Origin of the sequence: Ruminococcus sp. (genome assembly GCF_019417665.1) — a bacterium.
Classification (GTDB): domain Bacteria; phylum Bacillota; class Clostridia; order Oscillospirales; family Ruminococcaceae; genus Ruminococcus_C.
This window is the reverse complement of record NZ_DXUU01000007.1, coordinates 19400-44258: the sequence shown is the minus strand read 5'-3', so window position 1 is coordinate 44258 and position 24859 is coordinate 19400. Positions and strand designations below refer to the sequence as shown.

Here is a 24859-nt window from a genome sequence, read left to right as displayed (position 1 = left end):
TTCCGCATTACGCAGAACGCTTCTTTCATACACAAAGAAAGGAGTTACCCATGAACTTTGCATCTCTGTTTGATATTTCGATCAACGATCTCTCCACGCCGTGCTACATCACGGACGCACGCCTGCTGAAAAAGAACACTGCTCTGCTGTGCCGTATCCAGGAACAGACCGGCTGTAAGATTCTGCTGGCACAAAAGGCATTTTCCATGTTCTCCGCCTATCCCCTGATCCGGGATGACCTGGCAGGCACTACGGCAAGCGGACTTTTTGAGGCGAAACTGGGACGGGAACGCTTCGGAAAGGAGGTACACGTATTCTCCCCTGCCTACACCCAGGAGGACTTCACCCAGCTGTTGGACATTGCTGACCACATTGTATTCAACTCTTTCGGACAGTGGCACAAATACCGTGCCCAGGTGGGATCTGCACCTCGACACATTTCCTGCGGCATCCGCATCAATCCCGGCTATGCCGAGGTGGAGACTGACCTGTATAACCCCTGCATCCCCGGCTCTCGGATGGGTGTTCCTCTGGAACAGATGGAAGACCTGAACGGTCTGGAGGGCATTCATTTCCACACCATGTGTGAGCAGAATTCCGATGTACTGGAACGTACACTTAACCATTTGCTGCCCAAGTTCGACTTATGGCTGAGACAGTGCAAATGGGTAAACTTCGGCGGCGGTCATCATATCACCCGGGAGGATTACGACATTGACTGTCTTCTGCGGTGCATTGACCGAGTGCAGTCGGAATATGGCGTGCAGGTCTATCTGGAACCGGGAGAAGCTGTAGCTCTGAATGCCGGATATCTTGTAGCATCGGTGCTGGATATTGTGCACAACGGCATGGACATTGCCATTCTGGATGCCTCTGCTGCATGCCACATGCCAGATGTACTGGAAATGCCTTATCGTCCGCATATTATCGGCAGTGGCACTGCCGGCGAAAAAAAACATACCTACCGCCTTGCCGGAAATACCTGCCTTGCCGGGGACGTCATCGGGGATTATTCCTTTGACCATCCTCTGCAGCCCGGCGACAAGCTGGTTTTCTGTGACATGGCGATTTATTCCATGGTGAAGAATAACACTTTCAACGGCATTCCCCTGCCGGATATTCTCTTGTATCACGAGGACGGCACAATGGAACTGGTGAAGCGATTCGGCTATCGGGATTTTGAGAGGCGGCTGTCATGAGTTTCGATGTGACCCACTGCACCCTCTGTCCCCGGCAATGCGGTGCAGACCGGACAAAAACTGTGGGATATTGTCACTGCGGCACGGAAATCCGTGTGGCACGTGCAGCACTGCATCCCTGGGAAGAACCGTGTATTTCCGGAGAGACTGGTTCGGGGACAGTATTTTTCGCCGGATGCACTCTGGGCTGCTGCTTCTGCCAGAACCGGGAGATCAGCCGTTCTGCCGTGGGAAAAGTCCTGACCGTGGAACAGCTAGCGGATACGTTTCTGCGGCTTCAGGCGGAACAGGCGTGCAATATCAATCTTGTCACCGGCAGTCACTATACGCCGTGGATCGTACAGGCGCTGGAACTGGCAAAACCACAGCTGAAAATTCCCGTGGTATGGAACTGCGGCGGCTACGAATCCCCGGAGATTTTGGCAATGCTGGACGGACTGGTGGATATCTACCTGCCTGACCTGAAATTTTACAGTCCGGAGACAGCAAAGGCATATGCCAACTGTCCGGATTATTTTGAGACAGCATCCAAGGCGATCATGACCATGTTCCAACAGGTGGGCGCACTGCAATGGAATGGGACACTGCTAGAGCGTGGATTGATCGTCCGGCATCTGGTGCTGCCTGGACACCGGAAAGAATCCATGGCGCTGCTGGACTGGCTGGCGGAGGCACTACCGAAGGAACAGTTTCTGCTCAGTCTCATGGGGCAATATACGCCGCCGGATATGCCGCTGCCGGACAAGCATCTGAACCGCCGGGCGGCAACTTTTGAATATGAATCCGTCCGGGAACATGCGGTGGAATTGGGGCTTAATGGCTATGGACAGGAACGGTCGGCAGCGGCTGCGGGGTATATTCCGGCTTTTGAGGTGGAGTGAAAGGTCAGATAAATCGGAATTTGTGAGGAAAAAATATGTTTTTAAGCTTCGATTCTCAAGAGAAAAGACGTGAATATGGTGATTCGAGTTATGTAGAATTGCAGTTCTGTAAGATGCCTTTGAATTCTAAAATAGAATCAATTGTAACAGTTGATAATATTAAAAATTGGGAACTCGATTCATTATATATAAACGAATATGAAGATTTCAGTATGATATATGGGAACATTTTTGATTGTGGAATATATAGCAATATGCAAAATGGTACTGTAGATATTTATGGTATAAATTACTATAAGCCCGAATTAGTTGATATGATAATTTCTAAAATAAAAAATAAAAAGCCAGAAGATTACCTTGTTTTACTGAAATGGTTGGAAGATGCTAAAAATTATAATGGATTTTATATTTTAGGAGTTTAACGATTTCCAGTTTGCCGAAAAGGTGAATTCTGATTTTACAATCCATGAATCCGCCCAATGACATAAGCTTTGCAAACACATAACACCCATATACATGAAAAAGGCAGCATTCCCCCACGGAACGCCGCCTTTTTTCTTATCTTAATGAAACCGTTTACTCCGGCTGAATGGCATCATAGCCAGTCTCCTTAGTACGAATGCGCATCGCTTCCCGGACATCGTAACTAAAGATCTTTCCATCGCCAATATTGCCGGTATATGCTGCCTTCTGAATGGTGTCAATGGTTTTCTGCTCCCACTCCTCCGAGGAAACAAGCACCTCCAGCTTGATCTTCGGGAGCATCTGGATCTCCACCTGCTGATGGCCACGCACATAGGCATATTCTTTCAGACCACGCTGGGTACCGCAGCCCATGACCTGATAGCAGGTCACACCGTGCACATCCAGTGCTGCCAGTGCATCCAGCACATCCTCCAGCTTTTCTTCCCGGATAATTGCTTCCACTTTAATAATCATCTCTGTCTCTCCTCCTATAATTAGTCTAAGCCGTTAAACGACGGATATGCCGATTCGCCATGCTGCGAGCGATCCAGACCGATACGCTCATCCCGTTCGCTGACACGAATCTGACCGGTGAGCAACCGGGTAATGCCATAGCAAATCAGCGTACCCACAACTGCTACTACAATGGTAATACCGATACTAGCCAACTGCATGAAGAACAACTTTGTATCACCGAAGAATAAGCCGTTGCCCTGACCGATATCATTGATCGAAACCTTTGTGAACAATCCGGTGCAGATACCGCCCCATATACCACCGACGCCATGGCAGCCAAAGGCATCCAGTGCATCGTCATAGCCGAACTTTTTCTTTGCCCAAGAAATCATGAAGAAGCAGATAGGTGAGGTGGTCAGACCAATGAGAACGGCTGCCCAGATGGGTACAAAGCCTGCGCCCGGCGTAATGCCTACCAGACCGGCAACCATGCCTGTGCAGGCGCCTACAAAAGTTGCCTTCTTGTTTACCAGAACATCACACAGCATCCAGGAGAGCATGGCAGCTGCCGAGGAGACTGCCGTTGTGACAAAGGCATGTGCTGCCAGACCATCTGCTGCCAGAGCAGAACCTGCATTAAAACCAAACCAGCCGAACAGCAGGATAAATGCGCCAAGTGCAACCATGGGAATGCTGTGGATCTTATAGTTGGCACGGGAATAATCATACCGCTTGCCCAGCAGAATGCAGAGTACCAAAGCCGTCACACCGGAGCTGATATGCACTACGTTACCGCCGGCAAAGTCTATCGAACCGATCTCCGCCAGGAATCCACCGTCTGCCCAGACCATGTGCGCCATGGGATAATAGACCACCAGACTCCACAGAACCAGAAATACAAACAAAGACTTAAACCGCATTCTTCCAGCAACAGAGCCAGTGATCAGTGCCGGTGTAATGACAGCGAACATCATCTGAAACAGGCAGAATACCATATTGGGGATCTGCTGCCCTTCCACATAAGGCTCTGTCAGAGATACGCCCTCCAGACCAAACCAGCTGAAATCGCCGATAACGCCAAAATGATCTGTTCCGAACGAAAGCGAATAGCCGAACAGTACCCACATGACAATTCCGGTACCAATGGTAAAGACTGAAGCAAACATCGTGTTCACGGCGTTTTTCCGGCGCACCAGACCGCCGTAAAAGCAGGACAGACCCGGTGTCATAAAGAACACCATGGCTGCACATATCATCACAAATGCAATATTTCCAGAATCCATAATAATTTTGTCCTCCAAACCAAATGATATCTTAAAATGTTTCCACGCCAAGGAATCACCGCTACAATGCAGAAGTCCAAGCAGCAACGCCTTTGTTTCCGCCATTCGAAACAATCACTGGAGGGCACAAAAAAGCGCCTCGTGCAGCGATTGTGCTGTACGGGACGCCATTGTCCGTATTCGAAATAAATCCTTCTTTGCCGGATTCTTCCTCATGCTATTAGTATACAAGAAATTTATGAAATATAAATATATCATCTGTGAACAAAAACGAAATTGTCATTCCCAGGGATGAAATCAAGCGAAAATACCTGGATGTTGCCCTTTATATCAAAGCGATACTCTCCACATCCTCCGGCATAAGCGTCAGCAGGGTCTCATCTGATATCGTCCCCTGGATCTGCGCCAGACGATCTGCCTGATTGGTAAGTGCAAATTCGAAGAAATTGCGGACATCACGGGCATTGGCAAAATTCTTTCCGGCATCTGCACTGCGTTTCCGGAAATATTCCTGCACATAGGCATAGGTCTCCGGAGTCATTTTTAGGCAGTAGCTGTCACAGATATCCGAAAATATCTCCATGAGTTCCTCCGGCGTATAGTCTGCAAAGACAATAACCTGGCGAAACCGGGAACGCAGACCCGGATTCACATCCAGGAATTGTTCCATTTCATCGGGATAGCCGGCAACAATGACAATCAGATCGTCCCGGTGATCTTCCATTTCTTTGAGCAGCGTATTCACTGCCTCTGTGCCAAAGTCATTTCCACCAGAGGAACTGGTGAGAGTATAGGCTTCATCAATAAAAAGCACGCCGCCCATGGCCTGATCAATCACTTTTTTGGTCTTGATGGCAGTCTGTCCCACATAGCCGCTGACAAGTGTAGCACGGTCAGCTTCCACCAGATGCCCTTTTTTCAGAATGCCCAGCCGTGCATAGATCTTTGCAAGAAGCCGTGCCACAGTCGTTTTGCCCGTGCCGGGATTACCGGAAAAGACCATGTGCAAAGATGTCTGAGGCAAAGGCAAACCACGCTGCTGACGAAGACTACGGATTTTCAGCAGATTGATCAGACTATCCAACTCTTCCTTGACGCTTTGCAAACCGATCAGAGCATGAAGCTGTTCCAGCAGTTCTTCCAGGGTTTCTGTAGGCGCATCAGTAACTGCCACTTCTGTTACTACCGGCTCTTTAGAAAGAGGCACCGGCGGCAGATCCTGCCCGAATTCTTTCGGAACAGTGGCAGGACGTTCCCGATCACTGCGCTTGCACTTTGCCATTGCCGCTGTACGGTAATTCGTCAGTTGCTGTAAAATAGAACGCTGGACGATCTGCTGCTGCGGATCCACGCTGCCAGCAGTTTTAATGGAAAACTGATTGCCAAGCTGTTCCAGCGTTTGCAGCCAAAGAAGAGATACGCTGCCGTCTGTGCCGTTCCCGTTCAGATCTGCACGGATCAGGGCAGACAAAAGCACCAAAAGAGAATCCACTGTGCCGGAAAAGGAAATGGCATTTTGCTGCAAAAAGCGCTCCAGCATAGGTGTTGTCATGGACTGGTGCAAACAAGTATTGATGTATTCTGTCTCGGCATCCGTGATCACCCGATCCTGATTTGCCAGAAACAACAGGTATTTCAGGTTGGCAAATCCGGCATATTCGAAAAGGGACATTTGGCTGCCGGTCACCTGGATCCCTTGAGATGCGTATGTATGATACAGCGTATCAAGATACGCCAGAGAGGCTTGCAAATTGTTGTGCTGCATAATGCGGTTCCTTTCTCAATGGGTTTGCGTTTCTGATTTTTTCGTTTTCCGTTCTGCGCGCTTATCCACATGTTTCTTGATCATCCAGCCAGCAAATGCCAGGAGCAGAATAACGCCGGTCAGAACGATAGTCAGAATATAATTGCCGTCCCAAAGGCTGCCGCCCAGAAAAACAGTCAGGATCGTGGCAGGCGTTCTGCCCAACGTGGTCAGCAGAAACAGATGCATGGGCTTGATTCTGGAATTAAATGAAACAAGATAAGTGAGCACATCCTTCGGCAGTCCAGGCAGAAGGAATACCAAAAAAATCAGAAGCTCTGTACGCTTTCCCTCCAGAAGAAAATCAAATTTCTGGAAATGCTTTTCCGACACGAATCGGTCAACCAAAGGTTTACCGATCCACTGCACCAGATAATACACCAGCACCGTCCCCAGAAAAAAACCTGCCAGAGACAGTGCCAGAGCACCCCATTCCCCGAAGAGTACACCGCCGATCATGGGCACCGGGCCACCGGGAATGACAGCAATCACCACCTGAACCACCTGGAGCAAAACAAATAGCAATGGTGCAAAAATGCCAAAATCCTGCATCTTTTCAATAATAACAGCTTGTCCCTCATCGCTGGAAAGCAGTCTTATCAGAGGCAGCATTGCAACACAAGCTGCAATACAGACAGCCGCTATAGCCAGCAGCATAAGGATCGTCCGCCAGGAAACCGTTCGTTTTGTGTTCTTCTTCATACAGAATCGCTCCCGTAATTTTTTTCAGTGTGTCATATCATTGCTTTCAATAACAGTATACCCCGATTTTACGAAAATTGCAACCCCTATTTGTGCCTGTTTATGACATTTTTACAAAAGCACTTGACATTTCCCCCTGAAGCGTGTATAATAAGACGTATCAACTAATTTAGAAAGGAACTTGTTCTATGAAATCAACTCGAGCAAGATGGATTGCCTGCCTGCTGGTTTGTGCGATTGGGGTAACGTGCGGTGCATGCGGCAAGAAAAATGAAGATTCGAATAGCAATAGCGTTGAAGAAAACAGCGTTGGCACGATGGCTTCAGAAGATCTGGAAAAGATGCAGAAGCAGGAAATGATCTTTAATTATGCCATTGAAGAGGACGGCGAATCCTCCGGGAACGCAGATGTCCCTGTAAACCAGGGGGTCAATAACCAAAGCGGAAACAATTCTGATGGGGATACTTATGTTGTTGTCACTGATGATGCTGGTCAGCCGGTTGTCGACGAAAACGGCAACACTGTGACAGAAGTTGTCAGCGGTGAAAACAGCAGCAGTCCCAACGGAAATTCCAATGAGAGTTCTACTGTCGGCGGCAACAATAGCTCTGGAAGCAATAATACTTCTGGAAACGGGGATACGTATACCGCTAATTATAAGACTTTCCAGGCATACTGGCTGGACATGTCCTCCGGCGGTGACGTTGTCTGCAACGGCGATTTCCTGGATGTTACCTTTAAGATCAAAGAAGACGCTCCAGATGGCAACTATGCTATCACAGCTGGTGCAAACGACTTTGCAAACTGGGATGCAGAAAGTGTAAGTGTCGCTTTCGTTGAGGGTGACATCGCCGTAGGAAGTGCTTCGCAGAAAGAAGCTGGTACTCCAGAAAGCGGTAAATTTACTATCACTTCCGGCACAGCAAAGGGCAACCAAGGCGATGAAGTCACAGTTCGCTTTGATATGTCGGACAATCCTGGTATCGTTGCACTGATCTTCCGCTTCAAGTATGATGCAAATGCACTGGAAGTCGTAGATGCAGTAGTCGGCGAGGATTGCAGTGACTCCATCGAAATGGCAATTTCTGAATAACTTTTTTTCGTAAAACTAAGGCACACGGAAAACATTCCGTGTGTTTTTCTTTTTAAAGCAAAAATATCCGCACAGCCCACCTGACTGTGCGGATATTTTTTGACCCTTATGTTTTTTAGAGCGTAAACGAACCGGAATCTCCATTGATCACATAGTACACCATACTCTCCTCCGGCTTTACATACAACTGGATATCTTTTGCCGCTGTTTTCTTCTGGCTGTGTTCCGCAGCCCATGCCACAATGGCACGTTCCGTCAAAACATCAGTGTTCCACTCGGCACCGCCGTACTGCAGGCTTATGCTGACCGTTTTGCGTGTTCGTGTTGTCTTCGGTGCGGCAGTTGTTTCAGCCTTTGCTGCTGTCTTTTTTGCAGCAGCAGTTTTCTTTTCTGCAACAGCCGGCGTCTTGGCGTCTTCTGTTTTCTTGGTTGTTCTCGGCATAGTTCATTCCTCCTGCATTCTTATGCGTTGACAGATTCTTTCAGGTTCTTACTTGCCTTAAATACCGGTGCCTTGGAAGCTGCGACCTGAACCGTCTCACCGGTACGAGGATTTTTACATTCCTTTGCGCTGCGTTCCCGTACTTCAAATGTGCCAAACTTAGAAATGGTTACCTTATCACCGGAAACCAGTGCTTCACGAATTGCATCAAAAACTGCATTGACAAGTGCTTCTGCATCTTTCTTTGTGCAGTAATTCTCCTCGTGCAATTTTTCGATCAGATCAGTTTTTGTCATATTTCATACTCCTTCAAAGTTTAATCTACTACGAATTATATACTATTCTTTTTCATTTGTCAAGAACTTCTCGGAAAAATGACATTTGCACGGATTTTCGCCAGTTTTGGGTGTGTTTTTTATGAAAAAACACATAAAAAATACTTTAAAAAATGCAATACGTGTATTCACAGTCCATTCGCCGTATTCAGGAGCATTTCAGATCACAAGCAGAAATAAAACGGCGGCACCGCACATTTTTCGTGCAGCACCGCCCGTTCGTCTATTGTTTACTCGTTCCATTTACTGACAGGTCAGTTTTGTTCCGTCATAGTCAATCTGAATCTCTGTTCCCGGTGCCGGATCATCCGCAATGATCTTTCTGGCGACCAGCGTCTCCAACTTGGACTGGATCAACCGTTTCAGAGGACGTGCACCGTAGTTGATATCATAGCCCTGTGCCACGATAAAATCCTTTGCTGCATCAGAGACAGATAACTCCAGTTGTTTCTCTTCCAAACGTTTGTGCAGTTTACCCAACAGCAGATCTACAATGCGGAAGATCTCTGTCCGGTTCAAAGGCTTGTAGAATACGATCTCGTCCAGACGATTCAGGAATTCCGGACGGAACTGCTGCTTCAGCAGTGCATCCACTTCCGCTCTCGCCTGTTCGGAGATATTGCCGTCTGCATTGATTCCTTCCAAAATGTTGAGCGACCCCAGGTTAGAGGTCAGGATAATAATGGTATTCTTAAAATCCACTGTCCTCCCCTGCGAATCGGTGATTCGTCCATCATCCAGGACTTGCAGCAGAATATTGAAGACATCCGGATGTGCCTTCTCTACTTCATCCAGTAGTACCACGGAATAAGGCTTCCGGCGAACAGCCTCAGTCAGCTGACCGCCTTCCTCATAACCCACATATCCCGGAGGCGCTCCAATGAGACGGCTCACACTGAATTTCTCCATATATTCGCTCATGTCAATGCGGACAATGTTATTTTCATCATCGAACAAGGCTTCGGCAAGTGCTTTCGCCAACTCGGTTTTGCCCACACCTGTAGGACCGAGAAACAGGAACGATCCCAGAGGACGATTCGGATCCTGGATGCCGGCGCGGGAACGCAGAATAGCTTCGCTGACTTTTTCCACAGCCTCGTCCTGTCCGATAACACGGCGGTGAAGCACATCTTCCATGTGCAGCAGCTTCTCTCGTTCGCCTTCCATGAGTTTTGAAACCGGAATACCTGTCCAGCGACCGACGATCCGGGCGATTTCCTCTTCCGTAACTTTATCACGCAGCAGAGAGTTCTTATTTTCTTTCTGCTGTTCTGCCAAAGCTTCTTCCTCTTCCAACTGCTTTTGCAGTACTGGCAACCTGCCGTATTTCAACTCGGCTGCCTTGTTCAGATCATAGTCACGCTCAGCACGTTCGATCTCAGCATTGATCTGCTCCAATTCCTCACGCAGCTTCTGCACTTTGGAAATAGCGTCCTTTTCATTCTCCCACTTTGCTTTCATTTCGTGGAACTGATCCCGCATTTCGGACAATTCTCGCTGTACTTCCTGCAAATGCGCCTTTGACAGCTTATCATCCTCTTTTTTCAATGCGGCTTCCTCAATTTCATGCTGCATGATCTTTCGGCGAATCTCATCCAGCTCTGTGGGCATGGAATCCATCTCCGTCCGGATCATAGCACATGCTTCGTCCACCAGGTCAATGGCCTTATCCGGCAGGAAACGGTCTGTGATATACCGGTCAGACAGAGTCGCCGCTGCAATCAGTGCCTGATCCTGGATCTTGACACCGTGGAATACCTCATAGCGTTCTTTCAAACCACGCAGAATGGAGATCGTATCCTCCACAGTCGGTTCATCTACCTGCACCGGTTGGAACCGGCGTTCCAATGCGGCATCCTTTTCAATATACTGGCGGTATTCATTCAGGGTCGTAGCACCGATACAGTGCAGCTCACCACGTGCCAACATCGGTTTCAGCAGATTGCCAGCATCCATGGCACCGTCCGACTTTCCAGCGCCTACAATGGTATGCAGTTCATCAATAAACAGGATAATGCCGCCTTCACTCTTTTTTACTTCGTTCAAGACAGCCTTAAGACGTTCCTCAAATTCGCCCCGATATTTCGCACCGGCAATCAGTGCACCCAGATCCAGGGAGAATATCTTCCGATCTTTCAAATTATCCGGCACATCGCCCCGAACGATCCGCAGCGCCAGTCCTTCGGCAATTGCCGTTTTACCAACACCAGGCTCACCAATGAGCACAGGATTGTTTTTCGTCTTTCTGGAAAGAATCCGGATCACATTCCGAATCTCGTTGTCTCGTCCAATGACAGGATCCAGCTTTCCCTCACGAGCGCGCTCCACCAAATCCTGTCCGTACTTTGTCAGCACATCATAAGTTTCCTCCGGGTTCTGATCCATCACACGCTGGTTTCCGCGTACTTTCATCAATGCGGCAAGGAATGCATCCTTTGTCACAGAGAAAGGTTTCAACACATTGGTCAGTGCCTTTCCCATAGCATCAAATAAACCCAGCATCAGATGCTCTACGGAAATGTACTCATCCTTCATGCGACTGGCTTCTTTTTCTGCCTCCCGAAGCGCACGGTCTACATCCTGGGAAACATAAACTTCGTCTGCCTTACGTCCACTGCCTGTCACAGCCGGCAGAGCGTCAATGGCATTTTTCAACTGTATCTGAACATTATCCACAGATACGCCCATTTTTTCGAACAGCTGGGGAATCAGACCACCGTCCTGTTCCAACAGCGCAAGCATCAGATGCACTTGTTCAATCTGTTGATTCTGATTTTCCACTGCCAATCCATTGGCTGCCTGAATCGCTTCTATGGATTTTTGCGTCAGTTTTTGTGCATTCATAGCCCATACCTCCTATACAATTTCAGACGATTTATTGCCTATTCCTTGGTGTAGTGTTGCCTTTACTACAATTGATATGCCTGTTTCCGGCGGATCGCCAAATACTGCTGCTCCAGCGTATGCTGTAAAACAGTTCCCGGCAGTTCCTGCTGTAATCCGGTAAAATAGGATTGCAGCACAGCGTGGAACATACGGATATACTCTCCCACAGCCGTTCCCAGGGCATCATCTTCCTGAATTCCATGACGCAGCAGCACTCGTGTCATACGGCCTGGTGCAATCTCATACAATCCTTGGGCACATGCACCTTTTGGGTCATATACTTGTTCCAGCTGCACCCAGAATTGAAAGAAGGACTGCATGGCATCCAACAGCGTCCGGCTTTGGGTGCGGCAGGAAATTTTCAGCTGTCCGATCTCCTCACGGCGCAGATCCCGCAGCAGCTCTACACTGTAGCGAATGGTGGGGCGATACTTGTACTGCACCGACCCGAAAACAGAAAGCATGGCGTCAGATCCTTGTTCCTGTATGCGAAACGCAGAATCCATCTGCTGCATCATATAGGAAAACACCTGCCGCATCTGCTGTTCCGGCGTGGTACAGCTCACATGCTCCGCCAAGATCTGATTGATGAGATTAGAACGACTCGTCCCCTGCTGTGCCGCCAGCCGGTCAATTGCCGTAACCACATCGTCCATAAGGATCAGGCTGTATGTGCTTCGTTTCATCCACTCACCTCCGTGTCTATCGTTATTTTTATTATACCACGTTTTCATAATTTGTCAAGCTAATTATATAACTCAGTTTGCATATTTTTGATTATAAAAGAAAACCGCAGGATAACCCTACGGTTTTTTCGAAAAATTTCAACTATACACAGAGAATAATACAAATTTACTTGCTTTATCAAACAAGAAGAATCACTTCTGTTCATAGATCTGATCTTCAAAGCGATAGAGGGAAAGAATTACAGTCAGGTTACCGTTCAGCTTTCTCAGATCGTCAATGAACTGTTTCTGATCCACATCGTTTTTCAATTCCAGGCTGTAGACCAGTTCAAATAGAGATCCGAAATTGGTGGTTTTCACACGCTTCAGATGCCAGCTAGTAGTATTTTTGTCCAGCAGTTCGTCAAAAAGTCCCACATAATTGAGGTTTTCCGGAATGGTGATCTTCAGAGTCATGCTGCTGGTCTTGCAGACACCATAGTGCAGGAATTCCACAAGAATGAGCACCGCTGCCACAATGGCAAAGAATACGAAAACAAACCAAACATGGCTGCCGCTATTAATGCCACAAATAACGCCGGTCGCCATAGCAAAGAAAACATAGGTGATATCCTTCGGGTCACCGGGGACGGTTCGATAACGGCAAAGGGTGAACACACCTGCAAGACTCAGGGCACTTGCCATAGAATTGATCATGACCAGAACAATTGCCACAATCGGCGGCAGCATGAGCAGGGTCAACACATAGCTTTGGGTATAACCAGATTTGCGATGAGTGATGATGTACACCAGGCTGATCAAGAAGCCCATGACAACGCCCAGCAATAGCGCAAACAGCATGTCTTTCACAGAAACGGCTTGACCCGTTGCACTGCTCACGGTAGACATCAAAGAGGAAAGATCCGCATTTGCGGCGGCAAACATGTTGGAAATTGAATTAAGCATAGTCGTAATTTCTCCTTTTTTCTACTTGCAGCTGAGGACGAGTCCACTCCAGCTGATGTTTGATATACATTTCATAGGCATGGCCGTACTTGGAAAAACTAGTCTTATAGACTTGCAATTTCGCCAGTTCCTCCGCCAGCCATATAGGCATAGAATCGGCAATTTTGACCTCCATGAGCCGGGAATCTTCCGGAATCAACAAGTCCCCATAGCTTTTCTGAGTCAGGGTCACATCACTGCGCCGTCCGGTCAGTGCCCGGTCAAAGGTCAATCGGAAATCCGGGTCGTTCTTTCCAAAATAAGCTGCACGCTGATAGCTGATGTACTGTTTCGGATGAACATCATACCGCCGGCGAAATACATCGATCTCATCCATCACCTGTTCCTGAATGTAATTTCCGCCAAAGTCCAGGTAGATATTCTTTTCCATGTATGCTTCAGCCTGTGCCAGTGTCATAGTCACACGCCGCTTATTGACAATTCCTCCGATTTTTTTCTTAATCTCCAGAAAAACAATATCATCGGGATTTGCTGGAGAGAGATAGCTCCGGAGCCGGATCTTCTCTTTATAGTAAGGCTTTGCAAGGGATTCCCGGATCAAAAAATCGTCTGGCGTATCATAATAAATATTATAGATGCCATATTCCCTGCCATCCACGCAGAATTTGTCCGGATTCATGTACTCCGTCAGAAGAGGCAGGATATCTCGATACTGCTGATTGGTCAGAAGAAACTTGATCTCTTTCCGTGCAAATGTCTGAATTGCTGCCATAGCCCGCCCTGTATCCGGTCATGCCGGTACAGGTTCCTCCTTTCTTTAGAGTTTGTTCAGTATCTGGGCGTACGCAAATTGCGCAGTCAGATTTTTTGGGAGATGAAGTGAAAAACGGAGGAAATCCTTTGTGGATTTCCGAGTATTTTCGCAAAATTTCCCAGAAAAGATGCAAGCAAGATGCGTGCGAAAAGATGCTGAACAAGCTCTTAGGTTATCATGCGAATCAATCGAACCGTATTTTCGATGGTATAGTCATTATAGAACAGAATGCTTGAAATAATCTTAATGTTTTTGGTGAATTCACCGATTCTGGAAAAAACGCCATTTTTCCCCGTTGCTTTTTCCTGCGTTATCCTATATAATAAAAAAAGCGCAGACCGCCTGCGCCAGACTTTATCAATAAAAGAGGAGCAATCAACATGGCAGAATTGAAGTATGAGATCGTCGAGCACATCGGCATCATCGGCGAAAACGCACGTGGCTGGAACAAGGAACTGAACCTGGTCAGCTGGAACGACCGGGAACCGAAATATGACCTTCGTGACTGGGCACCGGATCACAGCAAAATGGGCAAGGGTGTGACGCTCACCGCAGATGAAGTAGCATCCCTGAAAGATCTGCTCGCCGGACTGAATCTGGATTCTTTTGAATAAAAAATCTTTTCGGATGTAATCTTGCTAGCTGGTACATTATTGTAGGGACGGATATCATTTTCCCGTGTTGTTCACGAATGGTGAACCTGCAGGAGAGCGATGTTCGTCCCTACAAGCGCAATTACAAGGAGTACTGAAATGACCAGAGAGGAAAACAGAGCGTTCATAAAAGATTTCTTTGAACGTTATTATAAAAAGAGAAAAAACCAAGGAAAAGATTCCATTCTCATCACAGGTGTGAAAATTGCACCGGAGATGCAATCAGATGAGAAATCGAAGTGGGGTGAGGAATACAGCATATGGAAACTGATCCCCTCCACTGTCTCTGAGAATGATCTGAAGCAGTTTGAAGAAACATATCACTTGAAGCTACCGGAATGTATCAAAGCTTTTCTTTCAGTATACCATCATAGATTCGGTGATCCTATAGGATATAATGACATCAGGAATCTATTCTGGTCAATGAAAACCAATTATACGCATCAACTAGCACAGAATGGATATCTTTCATTTGCGTGGGACAGCGAAAGTATTTTTATCCGATGCATCGATCTTTCCAACATGCCGGATGAGGAAACGTGTCCAATAGTTGAAATTGACCACGAACTATTTTTTGATTTACAGTATGATGCAGAAGAGACAGACATACTAATTCCACGAGAACAGCTCACTGCGCTGATGCATCCCGTTGCAGATAATTTTTATCAATATTTGAATGGAGTCTTCAATGATAAGATCTCATAAAATCACCTTTCGCAAAATGCTTGCACCGTGAAACTGCACAAGAATTTGTCTTACATCTATACAGAATGTACAAAAGTTGCAAAATGTCTTGTGATTTATCGAAAAATGTATTACAATAATAAGGAGGCACTGTTTGAAGCGGTGTCTCCTTTTCACTGTCAGTATCCTGACAGACCAAATCCATCGAAAGAAGGGAATCTGTTGAACAATTCCAGAATTATGCTGGGGAACGCTGCCATTGCGCAGGGTGCCTACGAAGCCGGCGTAAAAGTTTCCGCTGCTTATCCGGGTACGCCCAGCACAGAAATCAGCGAATGTATTGCAAAATATCCCGAGATCTATGCCGAATGGTCTCCTAATGAAAAAGTTGCCATGGAAGTCGCCATTGGTGCATCCATTGCTGGCGTCCGTGCCATGGCTTCTATGAAGCTTGTGGGTGTCAACGTAGCATCCGATCCCCTGTACTCCACCGCCTATGCTGGCGTCAACGGCGGTCTGGTACTGGTTGCCGCAGACGACCCGGGCATTTACAGCTCCCAGAACGAACAGGACACCCGGATGGTAGCACGTGCCGCTATGGTTCCGGTGCTAGAGCCGTCAGACAGCGAAGAAGCCCGTATTTTCACAAAGCTTGCTTTTACATATAGTGAACAGTATGATACTCCTGTAATCGTCCGCACCACCACACGGCTCTCCCACTCTCAGGGAATTGTACACCCGGAGGCACGGGAAGAAGTACCGGACAAGCCTTATGTACGCAACATTGAGAAGAATGTTCTTATGCCGGCAAACGCCAGAAAGCGCCACGTGATCGTGGAACAGCGCATGAAGCAGATGGCAGAGGACGCCTGCACATTTGATATCAACCGCATCGAATACCGGGACAAGAAGATCGGCGTCATTACCAGCGGTATCCCCTATCAGTATGTCCGGGAAGCTCTGCCGGATGCCTCTGTTTTGAAACTAGGTCTGGTGCATCCCCTGCCGAAAAAATTGATCGAAGAATTTGCCGCAAACGTGGAGACACTCTATGTTGTAGAAGAACTGGAACCAGTCATGGAAGAGCAGATCCGTTCCTGGGGCATTCCTGTTATTGGTAAGGAAATCTTCACAGTACAAGGCGAATACAGCGCCAACATGCTGCGCCGTGCTATTCTCCACGAGGATGTACAGTTGACACCTCCGGCAGAAGCACCTCAGCGTCCGCCCATTCTCTGCCCAGGATGTCCTCACCGCAGCGTTTTTTCCGTTATGAAAAAACTGAAACTCCATGGCGCAGGCGATATCGGCTGTTATACTCTGGGGGCAGTTGCACCTCTGGGCGTGTTGGACTTCAACGTCTGCATGGGTGCCAGCATTTCCACCCTCCACGGCATGGAAAAGGCAAAGGGCAAAGAATATGTCCAGGATTGGGTAGCACTGATTGGTGACTCTACATTCCTGCACACCGGCGTCAATTCCCTGATGAATATGGTGTACAACAAGGCAACGGGAACGGTTATCATCCTGGATAACACCACCACCGGTATGACTGGGCATCAGGATCATGCGGCAACAGGAAAAACACTCCAGGGCGAACCGACCTATGCGATCAATATCTACCACCTTTGTCAGGCTATGGGCATTGAGCATGTCTATGAGATCGACGCTTTTGACATTGAAGGACTGGAGGCGTTGCTGAAACGGGAAACAAAGCGCAATGCACTTTCTGTGATCATCACAAAGTCTCCTTGCGCTCTTTTGAAAGAATTCATTCCCAAGGGCAAGTGTATTGTCCACGAAGATGCCTGCAAAAAGTGCGGTCAGTGCCTTGCGCCGGGATGTCCGGCAATGATCAAGCAGGCAAACGGCGTGCCGAAGATCAACCCGGCAATGTGCAACGGCTGCGAACTATGCGCAAAGCGGTGTAAATTCGATGCCATTGAACTGATTCCAAGGGAAAAAGGAGGCAAAGCATAATGCAGTCCAAAAATATTATGATCGTAGGTGTAGGCGGACAGGGTACGCTCCTCACCAGCCGTGTGCTGGGCAAGATTGCTCTGACTGGCGGCTATGATGTAAAGCTGTCTGAGGTACATGGCATGGCACAGCGCGGCGGCAGTGTTGTCACCTTTGTGCGCTATGGCGAAACTGTGGCTGAACCGATTGTAGAAGAGGGACAGGCAGATATTCTCATCGCTTTTGAACGGCTGGAAGCCCTGCGCTATGCCCACTTCTTAAAACCAGAGGGCGCAATTATTGTCAACGACACTCGCATCGACCCCATGCCTGTTGTCATCGGTGCAGCGGAATATCCGGAGGGTATTCTGGATACGCTCCGACAGTCCTATAAAGTACTGGCAGTAGATGCCACCGCAGAAGCTCTGAAACTAGGCAATCCTCGTGTATTCAACACCATTATCCTCGGCGTTGCTGCACAGAAAATGGAGTTTTCCAAGGAAGAATGGCTGGATGTCATTGCAGATACTGTGCCGCCCAAAACCGTTTCCATCAATCAGACCGCATTCCTGACCGGCTACAACTACACCGGTGATCACACAGCGGAAGGACAGGAGTAAATATTATGCCAATTACGGAACTTTTAGAAGAAAACGCCCGGAAATACGGCGATGATGTTTGTCTGGTGGAGGTCAATCCCCAGATCCAGGAAAAACGCCGCATGCTCTGGAAGGATTACGATCTGATCCAGCCCACCTCATCATTCTGGTACCGCCGGGAGATCACTTGGCATGTCTTTGACGAAAAGGCAAACCGTTTCGCCCAGCTGCTCATCAGCCGCGGCGTCAAAAAGGGCGACAAGGTTGCCATTCTGCTCATGAACTGTCTGGAATGGCTGCCCATTTATTTCGGCATTCTGAAAACCGGCGCCCTTGCAGTACCTATGAATTTTCGCTACAGCGCAGAGGAAATCCAGTATTGTCTGGATCTGGCGGATGTGGATGTACTGGTGTTCGGTCCCGAATTTATTGGGCGTATTGAAACCATTGTCGAATCCATCAGCAAGAACCGACTGCTCTTTTATGTCGGCGGTGACTGTCCGTCTTTTGCCGAAGACTATGACAAGTTGACCTCCAACTGCGCCAGCATTTCCCCCGGCATTTCCATCCAGGATGAGGACGATGCAGCCATTTATTTCTCTTCAGGAACAACAGGATTCCCCAAGGCCATTCTGCATTCCCACCGTAGTCTCATGCATTCGTGCAAAGTAGAACAGAATCATCACCATCAGACCAAAGACGACGTATTTCTCTGCATTCCGCCCCTATACCACACAGGTGCAAAAATGCACTGGTTCGGCAGCTTGCTGAGCGGCAGTCGTGCGGTGCTGCTGAAAGGCGTCAATCCTGAAACCATCTTGCAGACTGTTTCCCGGGAAAAGTGTACCATCGTCTGGCTGCTGGTGCCCTGGGCGTTGGATATTCTGGAAGCGTTGGACAACGGCTCTGTCCGTCTGGAGGATTATGAGCTGAGCCAATGGCGGCTCATGCACATCGGTGCACAGCCTGTTCCTCAGAGTCTCATTAAGCGTTGGAAGGAATATTTCCCATGCCACCAGTACGATACCAACTACGGACTCAGCGAATCCATCGGTCCAGGCTGTGTACATCTGGGGCTGGAGAATATCCACAAGGTCGGTGCCATCGGTGTACCGGGCTACGGCTGGGAAGTAAAGATCATCGACGAAAACGGACAGGATGTGCCTCAGGGCGGTGTTGGCGAACTGGCAGTCAAAGGTCCCGGCGTCATGAAGTGCTACTATAATAATCCCGAAGCTTCTGCAGAGGTGCTCCACGACGGCTGGCTCTATACCGGTGATATGGCACGGCAGGATGAGGATGGCTTCTATTTTTTGGTAGACCGAAAAAAGGACGTGGTCATCAGCGGCGGCGAGAATATCTACCCTGTTGAAATTGAGAATTTCATGAGTAAATTCGAGAAAATCAAGGATGTTGCCGTGATCGGACTTCCGGACAAGCGCCTGGGTGAAATTGCCACTGCTATTGTGGAACTGAAGCAGGGTGTGGAATGCACCGAAGAAGAAATCAACGAATTCTGTCTGGGTATGCCTCGTTATAAGCGTCCCCGGAAGATCATTTTTGCACCTGTCCCCCGAAATGCCACCGGAAAGATCGAAAAGCCAAAGCTGCGGAAAATGTACTGCGGCGATTGCCTGATCGAGAAGGAAAATCAGGGCTGATTTTCGAGGCAAAACCGCCAAAGATCAATGGTTAAGTTTGTACAAAATCACTCCCCCGAATGGAAAGAAATTGGTTGACATATAGCCAAATCGGTGTTATAATAAAAACAATATGTTCCAATCTTTTGGTTTTTTTGAAGTGAATAACAAACAGGAGGAATTTTATGAAAAAGCACTTGCACAAATTGCTCTCTGCCGGCGTGGCAGCAGCTATGCTGTTTTCGACATTGACCATTTTCCCTGGTTCAGTTTCTGCGGAAGGTACCATGACGGCGGACGATATCACCGAAGGCATGACCATCGGCTGGAATATCGGTAACTCCATGGATGCCAACGGCGGCGGTCTTTCCCAGGAGACAAGCTGGGGCAACCCGGTCATTACACAGGAACTCATCGATGCTGTCAAGGCAAAGGGGTTCAACACCATCCGTGTTCCCACAACCTGGTACAGAAATGTCACTCAGAGCACCGATGAAAACGGTAATCCGGTTTATACCATCAATCCGGACTGGCTGGCACGTGTCAAGGAAGTCGTGGACTATGCATATAATCAGGGCATGTATGTGATTCTGAACCTGCACCACGAGGAGTGGATCAACCGTTCGGACTTCCCCACTGCCTACGATGAAATGTCTCCTCGTCTGATTCAGATGTGGGAACAGATCGCAGCATATTTCAAGGATTACGACCAGCACCTGATTTTCGAGGGCATGAACGAACCCCGTCAGACAGGCGTGCTCTATGAATGGCAGGGCAACGCAGATTGCTATGCAGTGGTAAACAAGCTCAATGCAGATTTTGTGAACACCGTGCGTTCCATTGATTCCCCTTACAAGGACAACCGTCTGCTGATGATCCCGTCCTATGCGGCTTCGGCATATGCCAGCAGCTACTCCTCTCTGGAGATTCCGGAAGATGACTATGTGGCAGTTTCCCTGCACGCATACACCCCTTATAATTTCGCGATGGGTGACGGTGACCATACCGTTTTCTCTGACAATTATAAGAGCGATCTGGATTCTCTCTTCTCGGATATCCAGTATTATTTCACCGACAAGGACATTCCCGTTGTACTGGGCGAATTCAGTGCATCCAACTTCGACAATACCGACGCCCGCTGCGATTGGGCAACCTATTATCTGACCTGGACGAAGAAGCTGGGTATCCCCTGCGTACTCTGGGATAACAATGCCATCACCAACAGTCTCTCTGCTTCTGAAGCGCACGGCTATCTTAATCGCAGCAACAACACCTGGTATGAGGCCTCTGAACCGGTAGTTGACGCTATGATGGCAGTTATTGACGACAATGGCATAGCCTGGGGCAGTGAAAAGCATCTTCCTATCTATGAGCATGCAGATCTGAGCACAGGCGATGTGATCTGGGAAGGCGAAAATTCTATCACAGAGGCATCCAGCGCTGTGCCTATTACGAAAGATCAGCTGACAAAGGGTGAGATCGCTGTTGTATACACCAGCGGCAGCAAGCCTGTCATTGCCTTTATGGACAGCTCCTGGGGCAACTGGACCGAAGTCGGCGCATACAGCGTAGACGAGGAAAAGGGCATTGCTTACTACAGTTCTGAGGATATTGCAAAGGCATGGGGCGGCGATATTTCCACCATCGGTTCCATCTGCGTCAAGACGACCGGCGGCGAATGCACTTATACCAAGATCGTTGCCCTGGGTGAGTCAACGCTCACGACAGGAACAACTCCTGTGCAAACAACGGATACGACCACTTCCGTTAGCATTGACTATTGGCTGTTGGGCGATGTTAATGACGATGATACCGTCAATGTTGCCGATATCGTGTACTTCTCAAAGTATCTGCTGGGCAATGCAGAATTGACCAAGCGTGGACATGACAACGCCGACCTGAACGATGATGGCAAAGTCAATGGCATGGATCTGACGATCCTGCGCCAATGGGTGGCAAAACACGACGTGTAATTTCATCATTCACATATATGCAATTCTAAAACGCAAAAGCGTCTGACTGGTTTTCCCAGTGAGGCGCTTTTGCATTTGACACTGGCTCTGTCCTGTGCTATACTGAAAAAGAACGGAAGTGATATAAATGAAACAAATTATGACGCCAGAATACAGAACATTTCGCTGCATTGCCGGAGCCTGTCCGGACAGTTGCTGTACAGACTGGGAAATTGTACTGGATGAGAAAACCGAAGCTTTTTACCGTACTATTCCCGGTGAATTGGGAAAACGACTCCGAAAAACTATGATTTTTGATGCGGATGGCGATGTTATCTTTCAAGAAAAGGACAGCCGCTGTCCATTCTGGAATGCACAGCATCTCTGTGATATCCAGATGCAGCTCGGCGAAACTGCATTATGCGAAACTTGCCGCCAGTTTCCCCGGCTGGTTCAAGATTATGGGGATTTTGCGGAATATGACCTCTCCATTGCCTGCCCGGAAGCGGCACGGATACTGCTGACCATGCCTTTGGATACATGGAGTCTGACAGAAGAGAATCACCCAGAACTGCCCGGAGATGCGCCAGAATATGATCCGATACGCATGTCGCAATTGCAGCGCCAACGATCACAGCTGTTCAAAACGCTCAGGGATACATCCCGCCCGGCATTGGTTCAGATGGCAGAATGCCTTTCCATGCAGCTGGATTGGGAACAAATTGCTCATCCGCAAATGCAGAAGGATGTCATTTGCTCAGAAAATGTTTGTCTGGAATTCCTGCGTTCCTGCGAAATTCTTACTCCAGACTGGCAGCATATGCTGGAACAGGCTGCGCTTGTACCGACATATGCTTTGGAAATGAACGAAGCGTTTGACAGGGAGATTCGCCTCTTTGCCATAGATGTGCTGTATCGACACTATCTGCGCACGGTATTTGACGATAGTTCCCTGTTTCCAGTACAACTGGCAGCATTTTTCGTGTGTGCTGTCTGCACTATGATCCATCGGCTGGACATTCGCACACAACCGGAACGTCTGCGCATTTGGCAGTTGTTTGTCAAAGAAGTGGAATATGACGGAGATAATATGGAACGGCTGGAACTTTTGCTGGAAACAAAGCAGGAGCTTTCACCCGATGCCCTCTACGCCCGGCTGTATGCAGAAAATGTTGATCCTTCTCAAAAAAATTGAAGATCCTTCTCAAAAAAATTGAAAAAAGGTATTGACAAGCCCTGAAAAGTGTGATATAATAAAAAACTGTAGCGGCTCTGCTGCAAAATCATTAGAATTCTCAGGACTACTGTCGGCGCAATGGCCGATGGGCTGCTGTAGATAGATACAACAGATTCAGGAGGTGAAACCCCATGAGAGAAGGCATTCATCCGACATTTGAAAAGACCACCATCACATGCCACTGCGGCAACGTTATGGAGACAATGTCCACAAAGAAGGATATCAAGGTGGAAATCTGTGCAAAGTGCCACCCGTTCTTCACTGGTAAGCAGAAGCTGGTTGATACCGGCGGACGTGTTGATCGTTTCAAGAAGCGTTTCAATCTGGACTAATTTCCGGAACAATTACAATGGAAAAGGACGGTATATTTCTTACCGTCCTTTTTTGTCTACCTGGAGGTTAATGAAATGACAGACTATCGCACTGTTGCCGCACCTGTGGCGGCATCCTTTGTAGAGAAAAAGTCAGAGTTTATCGCATATCTAGCACCAATACATACCCAGGAAGAAGCTGCCCAGGTCATTGACAATGTGCGGCGGGAACATCGGAGAGCCAGGCACAATGTCTATGCCTATCTGCTTCGTGAGGGCAATGCCTCTCGCTATTCAGACGACGGCGAACCTCAAGGCACAGCCGGAATGCCCATTCTGGATGTGCTGCAAAAGAACGGACTGACGGATGTCTGCTGCGTGGTAACACGGTATTTCGGCGGTGTGCTGCTGGGTGCCAACGGACTCGTCCGTGCTTATTCCCATAGCGCAGCTCTTGCAGTAGAACAGGCACAGGTACAGATCATGCTCCCCTGCTATCCAGTCACCATCCAGTCAGACTATTCCCTTTACGGCAAGATCATCTATAACCTGCCCCAGACAGATCTAATACAGCTGGACACTGTGTTTGAAGATCAGGTGCAGTTGAAACTGCTGGTGCGGGATACACTCTGGGCGTCATTGCAAAAAGAACTCATTGACCTGACCGGAAACCAGATCTCCGTAAACGTGGGCGAATTGCAGTATGCAGACTTTTCCAGAAGTAACAAAAAATAAGTACAAAAAAGCACTGTAAAAATAAAGGACTTTTTGATATCTGAAGCGTATTTATAGACAGTGACATATTTATACATATGTGAAGGAGGAAGCCTCATGACCATTCGAGAACAGTTGGAGCAGCAGGAGTTACAATTTCTGTCACCGAATGCCTGCCCCAATCTGGGACATGCCCAGCGAATGCGGCCGGAAGAGTCATGTCCCTACCGAACGGAATTCCAACGGGATCGGGATCGAATCCTGCACTGTAATTCGTTCCGGCGGCTGAAACGAAAAACGCAGGTATTCCTCTCCCCTGCCGGTGACCACTACCGCACCCGACTGACTCATACGCTAGAGGTGGCTCAAATCGCACGAACCATTTCCCGTGCCATGGGGCTGAACGAGGATCTTACCGAAGCCATTGCCCTAGGACACGATCTGGGACATTCCCCTTTCGGACACAGCGGCGAGTCCATCCTCAACAGCATTTGCCCTCACGGCTACCGCCACTATGAACAAAGCCTGCGGGTGGTAGATATCATCGAAAAAAACGGTGCAGGGCTGAATCTGACCGAAGAGGTACGCAACGGCATTCTCTGTCACACCAACCGGATCGCTGACACAAAAGAGGGGAATGTCGTACGTATTGCTGACCGAATCGCCTATATGAACCACGACATTGAGGATGCCATCCGTGCCGGTATCCTTCGGAAAGAAGATTTGCCTTCGGATGTGGTGGAAGCACTGGGAGATACCAAAACAAAACGGATCACCAAGCTGGTAGGGGCTGTTGTAGAACACGGCACGGAACAGATCGGCATGGCGCCGGAGATCCAAGCCATGCATGACAAGCTTCACGCTTTTCTCTTTGAACGAGTGTATTACAACCCCATTGCCAAGCAGGAAGAAAACAAGGCGAAGCTACTCATTGAAACATTGTATACTCATTTTATTTCCCACGCTTCATTATTACCGGCGCAATACCTCGCTATTGCGGAAAAAGAGGATATCCACCGGGCAGTCTGTGACTATATTTCCGGCATGAGCGACGGCTATGCCGTGGATCTGTACAAGGATCTGTTTATTCCGAAGGGCTGGGAATAAGCATACAATTT

At 48.2% G+C, this 24859-nt stretch carries 24 protein-coding genes; 14 read left to right on the top strand and 10 right to left on the bottom strand.

From position 1 onward, the window contains the following. The first annotated feature begins 50 nt into the window (after window positions 1–50). From nspC to QZ375_RS03355, 3 genes are read left to right on the top strand one after another with little or no spacing between them, the layout of a single operon-like run. Window positions 51–1199 carry a carboxynorspermidine decarboxylase gene (gene nspC, locus QZ375_RS03365; protein ID WP_295215251.1) on the top strand — a complete coding sequence of 383 codons (1149 nt, stop codon included), beginning with the start codon at window positions 51–53 and terminating at the stop codon, window positions 1197–1199. Next, window positions 1196–2080 carry a radical SAM protein gene (locus QZ375_RS03360; protein ID WP_295215248.1) on the top strand — a complete coding sequence of 295 codons (885 nt, stop codon included), beginning with the start codon at window positions 1196–1198 and terminating at the stop codon, window positions 2078–2080. The genes nspC and QZ375_RS03360 overlap by 4 nt, the downstream gene beginning before the upstream one ends. 35 nt (window positions 2081–2115) lie before the next feature. Then, window positions 2116–2502: a hypothetical protein gene (locus QZ375_RS03355; protein WP_295215245.1), complete on the top strand. Its 387-nt coding sequence runs from the start codon at window positions 2116–2118 to the stop codon at window positions 2500–2502. Between the two features lie 154 nt (window positions 2503–2656). Here QZ375_RS03355 and QZ375_RS03350 read toward each other — a convergent pair whose 3' ends face one another. From QZ375_RS03350 to QZ375_RS03335, 4 genes are all read right to left on the bottom strand, one after another. Then, window positions 2657–3019, bottom strand: a complete 363-nt coding sequence (locus tag QZ375_RS03350; protein ID WP_295215242.1) for a P-II family nitrogen regulator — start codon at window positions 3017–3019, stop codon at window positions 2657–2659. A gap of 20 nt (window positions 3020–3039) precedes the next feature. Then, a complete protein-coding gene (locus tag QZ375_RS03345) occupies window positions 3040–4284 on the bottom strand; it encodes an ammonium transporter (protein WP_295215239.1) in 1245 nt (414 codons plus the stop codon). A 325-nt stretch (window positions 4285–4609) separates the two neighbouring features. Next, entirely contained in the window at window positions 4610–6049 is a 1440-nt protein-coding gene (locus QZ375_RS03340; RefSeq protein ID WP_295215235.1) for an AAA family ATPase, read from the bottom strand. Between the two features lie 15 nt (window positions 6050–6064). Continuing rightward, a complete protein-coding gene (locus QZ375_RS03335) occupies window positions 6065–6790 on the bottom strand; it encodes a VTT domain-containing protein (protein WP_295215232.1) in 726 nt (241 codons plus the stop codon). Between the two features lie 188 nt (window positions 6791–6978). Between QZ375_RS03335 and QZ375_RS03330 the strand changes: the two genes are divergently transcribed. Continuing rightward, window positions 6979–7884: a cohesin domain-containing protein gene (locus tag QZ375_RS03330; RefSeq protein ID WP_295215229.1), complete on the top strand. Its 906-nt coding sequence runs from the start codon at window positions 6979–6981 to the stop codon at window positions 7882–7884. Between the two features lie 115 nt (window positions 7885–7999). Here QZ375_RS03330 and QZ375_RS03325 read toward each other — a convergent pair whose 3' ends face one another. The 6 genes from QZ375_RS03325 to QZ375_RS03300 all read right to left on the bottom strand — a co-directional run bounded on the left by QZ375_RS03325 (window position 8000) and on the right by QZ375_RS03300 (window position 13950). Beyond that, window positions 8000–8326 (bottom strand): DUF6465 family protein, encoded by a 327-nt coding sequence (locus tag QZ375_RS03325; protein WP_295215227.1) that lies wholly within the window; start codon window positions 8324–8326, stop codon window positions 8000–8002. A 20-nt stretch (window positions 8327–8346) separates the two neighbouring features. Then, window positions 8347–8622, bottom strand: coding sequence for an HU family DNA-binding protein (locus QZ375_RS03320; protein ID WP_295215224.1), 276 nt, complete (start codon window positions 8620–8622; stop codon window positions 8347–8349). A 282-nt stretch (window positions 8623–8904) separates the two neighbouring features. After that, entirely contained in the window at window positions 8905–11505 is a 2601-nt protein-coding gene (clpB, locus tag QZ375_RS03315; RefSeq protein ID WP_295215220.1) for an ATP-dependent chaperone ClpB, read from the bottom strand. A 65-nt stretch (window positions 11506–11570) separates the two neighbouring features. Further along, window positions 11571–12233, bottom strand: coding sequence for a CopG family transcriptional regulator (locus tag QZ375_RS03310; protein WP_295215217.1), 663 nt, complete (start codon window positions 12231–12233; stop codon window positions 11571–11573). 192 nt (window positions 12234–12425) lie between these two features. After that, window positions 12426–13178: a DUF4956 domain-containing protein gene (locus tag QZ375_RS03305; protein WP_295215214.1), complete on the bottom strand. Its 753-nt coding sequence runs from the start codon at window positions 13176–13178 to the stop codon at window positions 12426–12428. Then, the gene (locus tag QZ375_RS03300; protein WP_295215211.1) at window positions 13171–13950 is read right to left on the bottom strand and encodes a polyphosphate polymerase domain-containing protein; all 780 of its coding nucleotides are present in this window, start codon (window positions 13948–13950) and stop codon (window positions 13171–13173) included. The genes QZ375_RS03305 and QZ375_RS03300 overlap by 8 nt, the downstream gene beginning before the upstream one ends. Before the next feature lie 422 nt (window positions 13951–14372). Here QZ375_RS03300 and QZ375_RS03295 point away from each other — a divergent pair, with 422 nt between their 5' ends. From QZ375_RS03295 to QZ375_RS03250, 10 genes are all read left to right on the top strand, one after another. Continuing rightward, window positions 14373–14606, top strand: coding sequence for a YdbC family protein (locus QZ375_RS03295; RefSeq protein ID WP_295215208.1), 234 nt, complete (start codon window positions 14373–14375; stop codon window positions 14604–14606). Window positions 14607–14744: 138 nt separating this feature from the next. Beyond that, complete coding sequence (locus QZ375_RS03290) at window positions 14745–15350, top strand: SMI1/KNR4 family protein (protein ID WP_295215205.1); 606 nt, start codon at window positions 14745–14747, stop codon at window positions 15348–15350. 219 nt (window positions 15351–15569) lie between these two features. Continuing rightward, window positions 15570–17309: an indolepyruvate ferredoxin oxidoreductase subunit alpha gene (gene iorA, locus QZ375_RS03285; RefSeq protein ID WP_365728208.1), complete on the top strand. Its 1740-nt coding sequence runs from the start codon at window positions 15570–15572 to the stop codon at window positions 17307–17309. Continuing rightward, window positions 17309–17908, top strand: a complete 600-nt coding sequence (locus QZ375_RS03280; protein WP_295215196.1) for an indolepyruvate oxidoreductase subunit beta — start codon at window positions 17309–17311, stop codon at window positions 17906–17908. The genes iorA and QZ375_RS03280 overlap by 1 nt, the downstream gene beginning before the upstream one ends. Before the next feature lie 5 nt (window positions 17909–17913). Beyond that, on the top strand, window positions 17914–19548 hold the full coding sequence (locus QZ375_RS03275; RefSeq protein WP_295215192.1) for a class I adenylate-forming enzyme family protein: 1635 nt from the start codon (window positions 17914–17916) through the stop codon (window positions 19546–19548). Window positions 19549–19712: 164 nt separating this feature from the next. Beyond that, window positions 19713–21500 carry a cellulase family glycosylhydrolase gene (locus QZ375_RS03270; protein WP_295215187.1) on the top strand — a complete coding sequence of 596 codons (1788 nt, stop codon included), beginning with the start codon at window positions 19713–19715 and terminating at the stop codon, window positions 21498–21500. A gap of 127 nt (window positions 21501–21627) precedes the next feature. After that, window positions 21628–22674: a flagellin lysine-N-methylase gene (fliB, locus tag QZ375_RS03265; protein ID WP_295215183.1), complete on the top strand. Its 1047-nt coding sequence runs from the start codon at window positions 21628–21630 to the stop codon at window positions 22672–22674. Between the two features lie 173 nt (window positions 22675–22847). Next, window positions 22848–23048 carry a 50S ribosomal protein L31 gene (gene rpmE / locus QZ375_RS03260; protein ID WP_295215180.1) on the top strand — a complete coding sequence of 67 codons (201 nt, stop codon included), beginning with the start codon at window positions 22848–22850 and terminating at the stop codon, window positions 23046–23048. Window positions 23049–23123: 75 nt separating this feature from the next. Then, the gene (locus QZ375_RS03255; protein WP_295215177.1) at window positions 23124–23762 is read left to right on the top strand and encodes a YigZ family protein; all 639 of its coding nucleotides are present in this window, start codon (window positions 23124–23126) and stop codon (window positions 23760–23762) included. Window positions 23763–23858: 96 nt separating this feature from the next. Beyond that, window positions 23859–24848, top strand: a complete 990-nt coding sequence (locus QZ375_RS03250; protein WP_295215174.1) for a deoxyguanosinetriphosphate triphosphohydrolase — start codon at window positions 23859–23861, stop codon at window positions 24846–24848. Window positions 24849–24859: the final 11 nt, after the last annotated feature.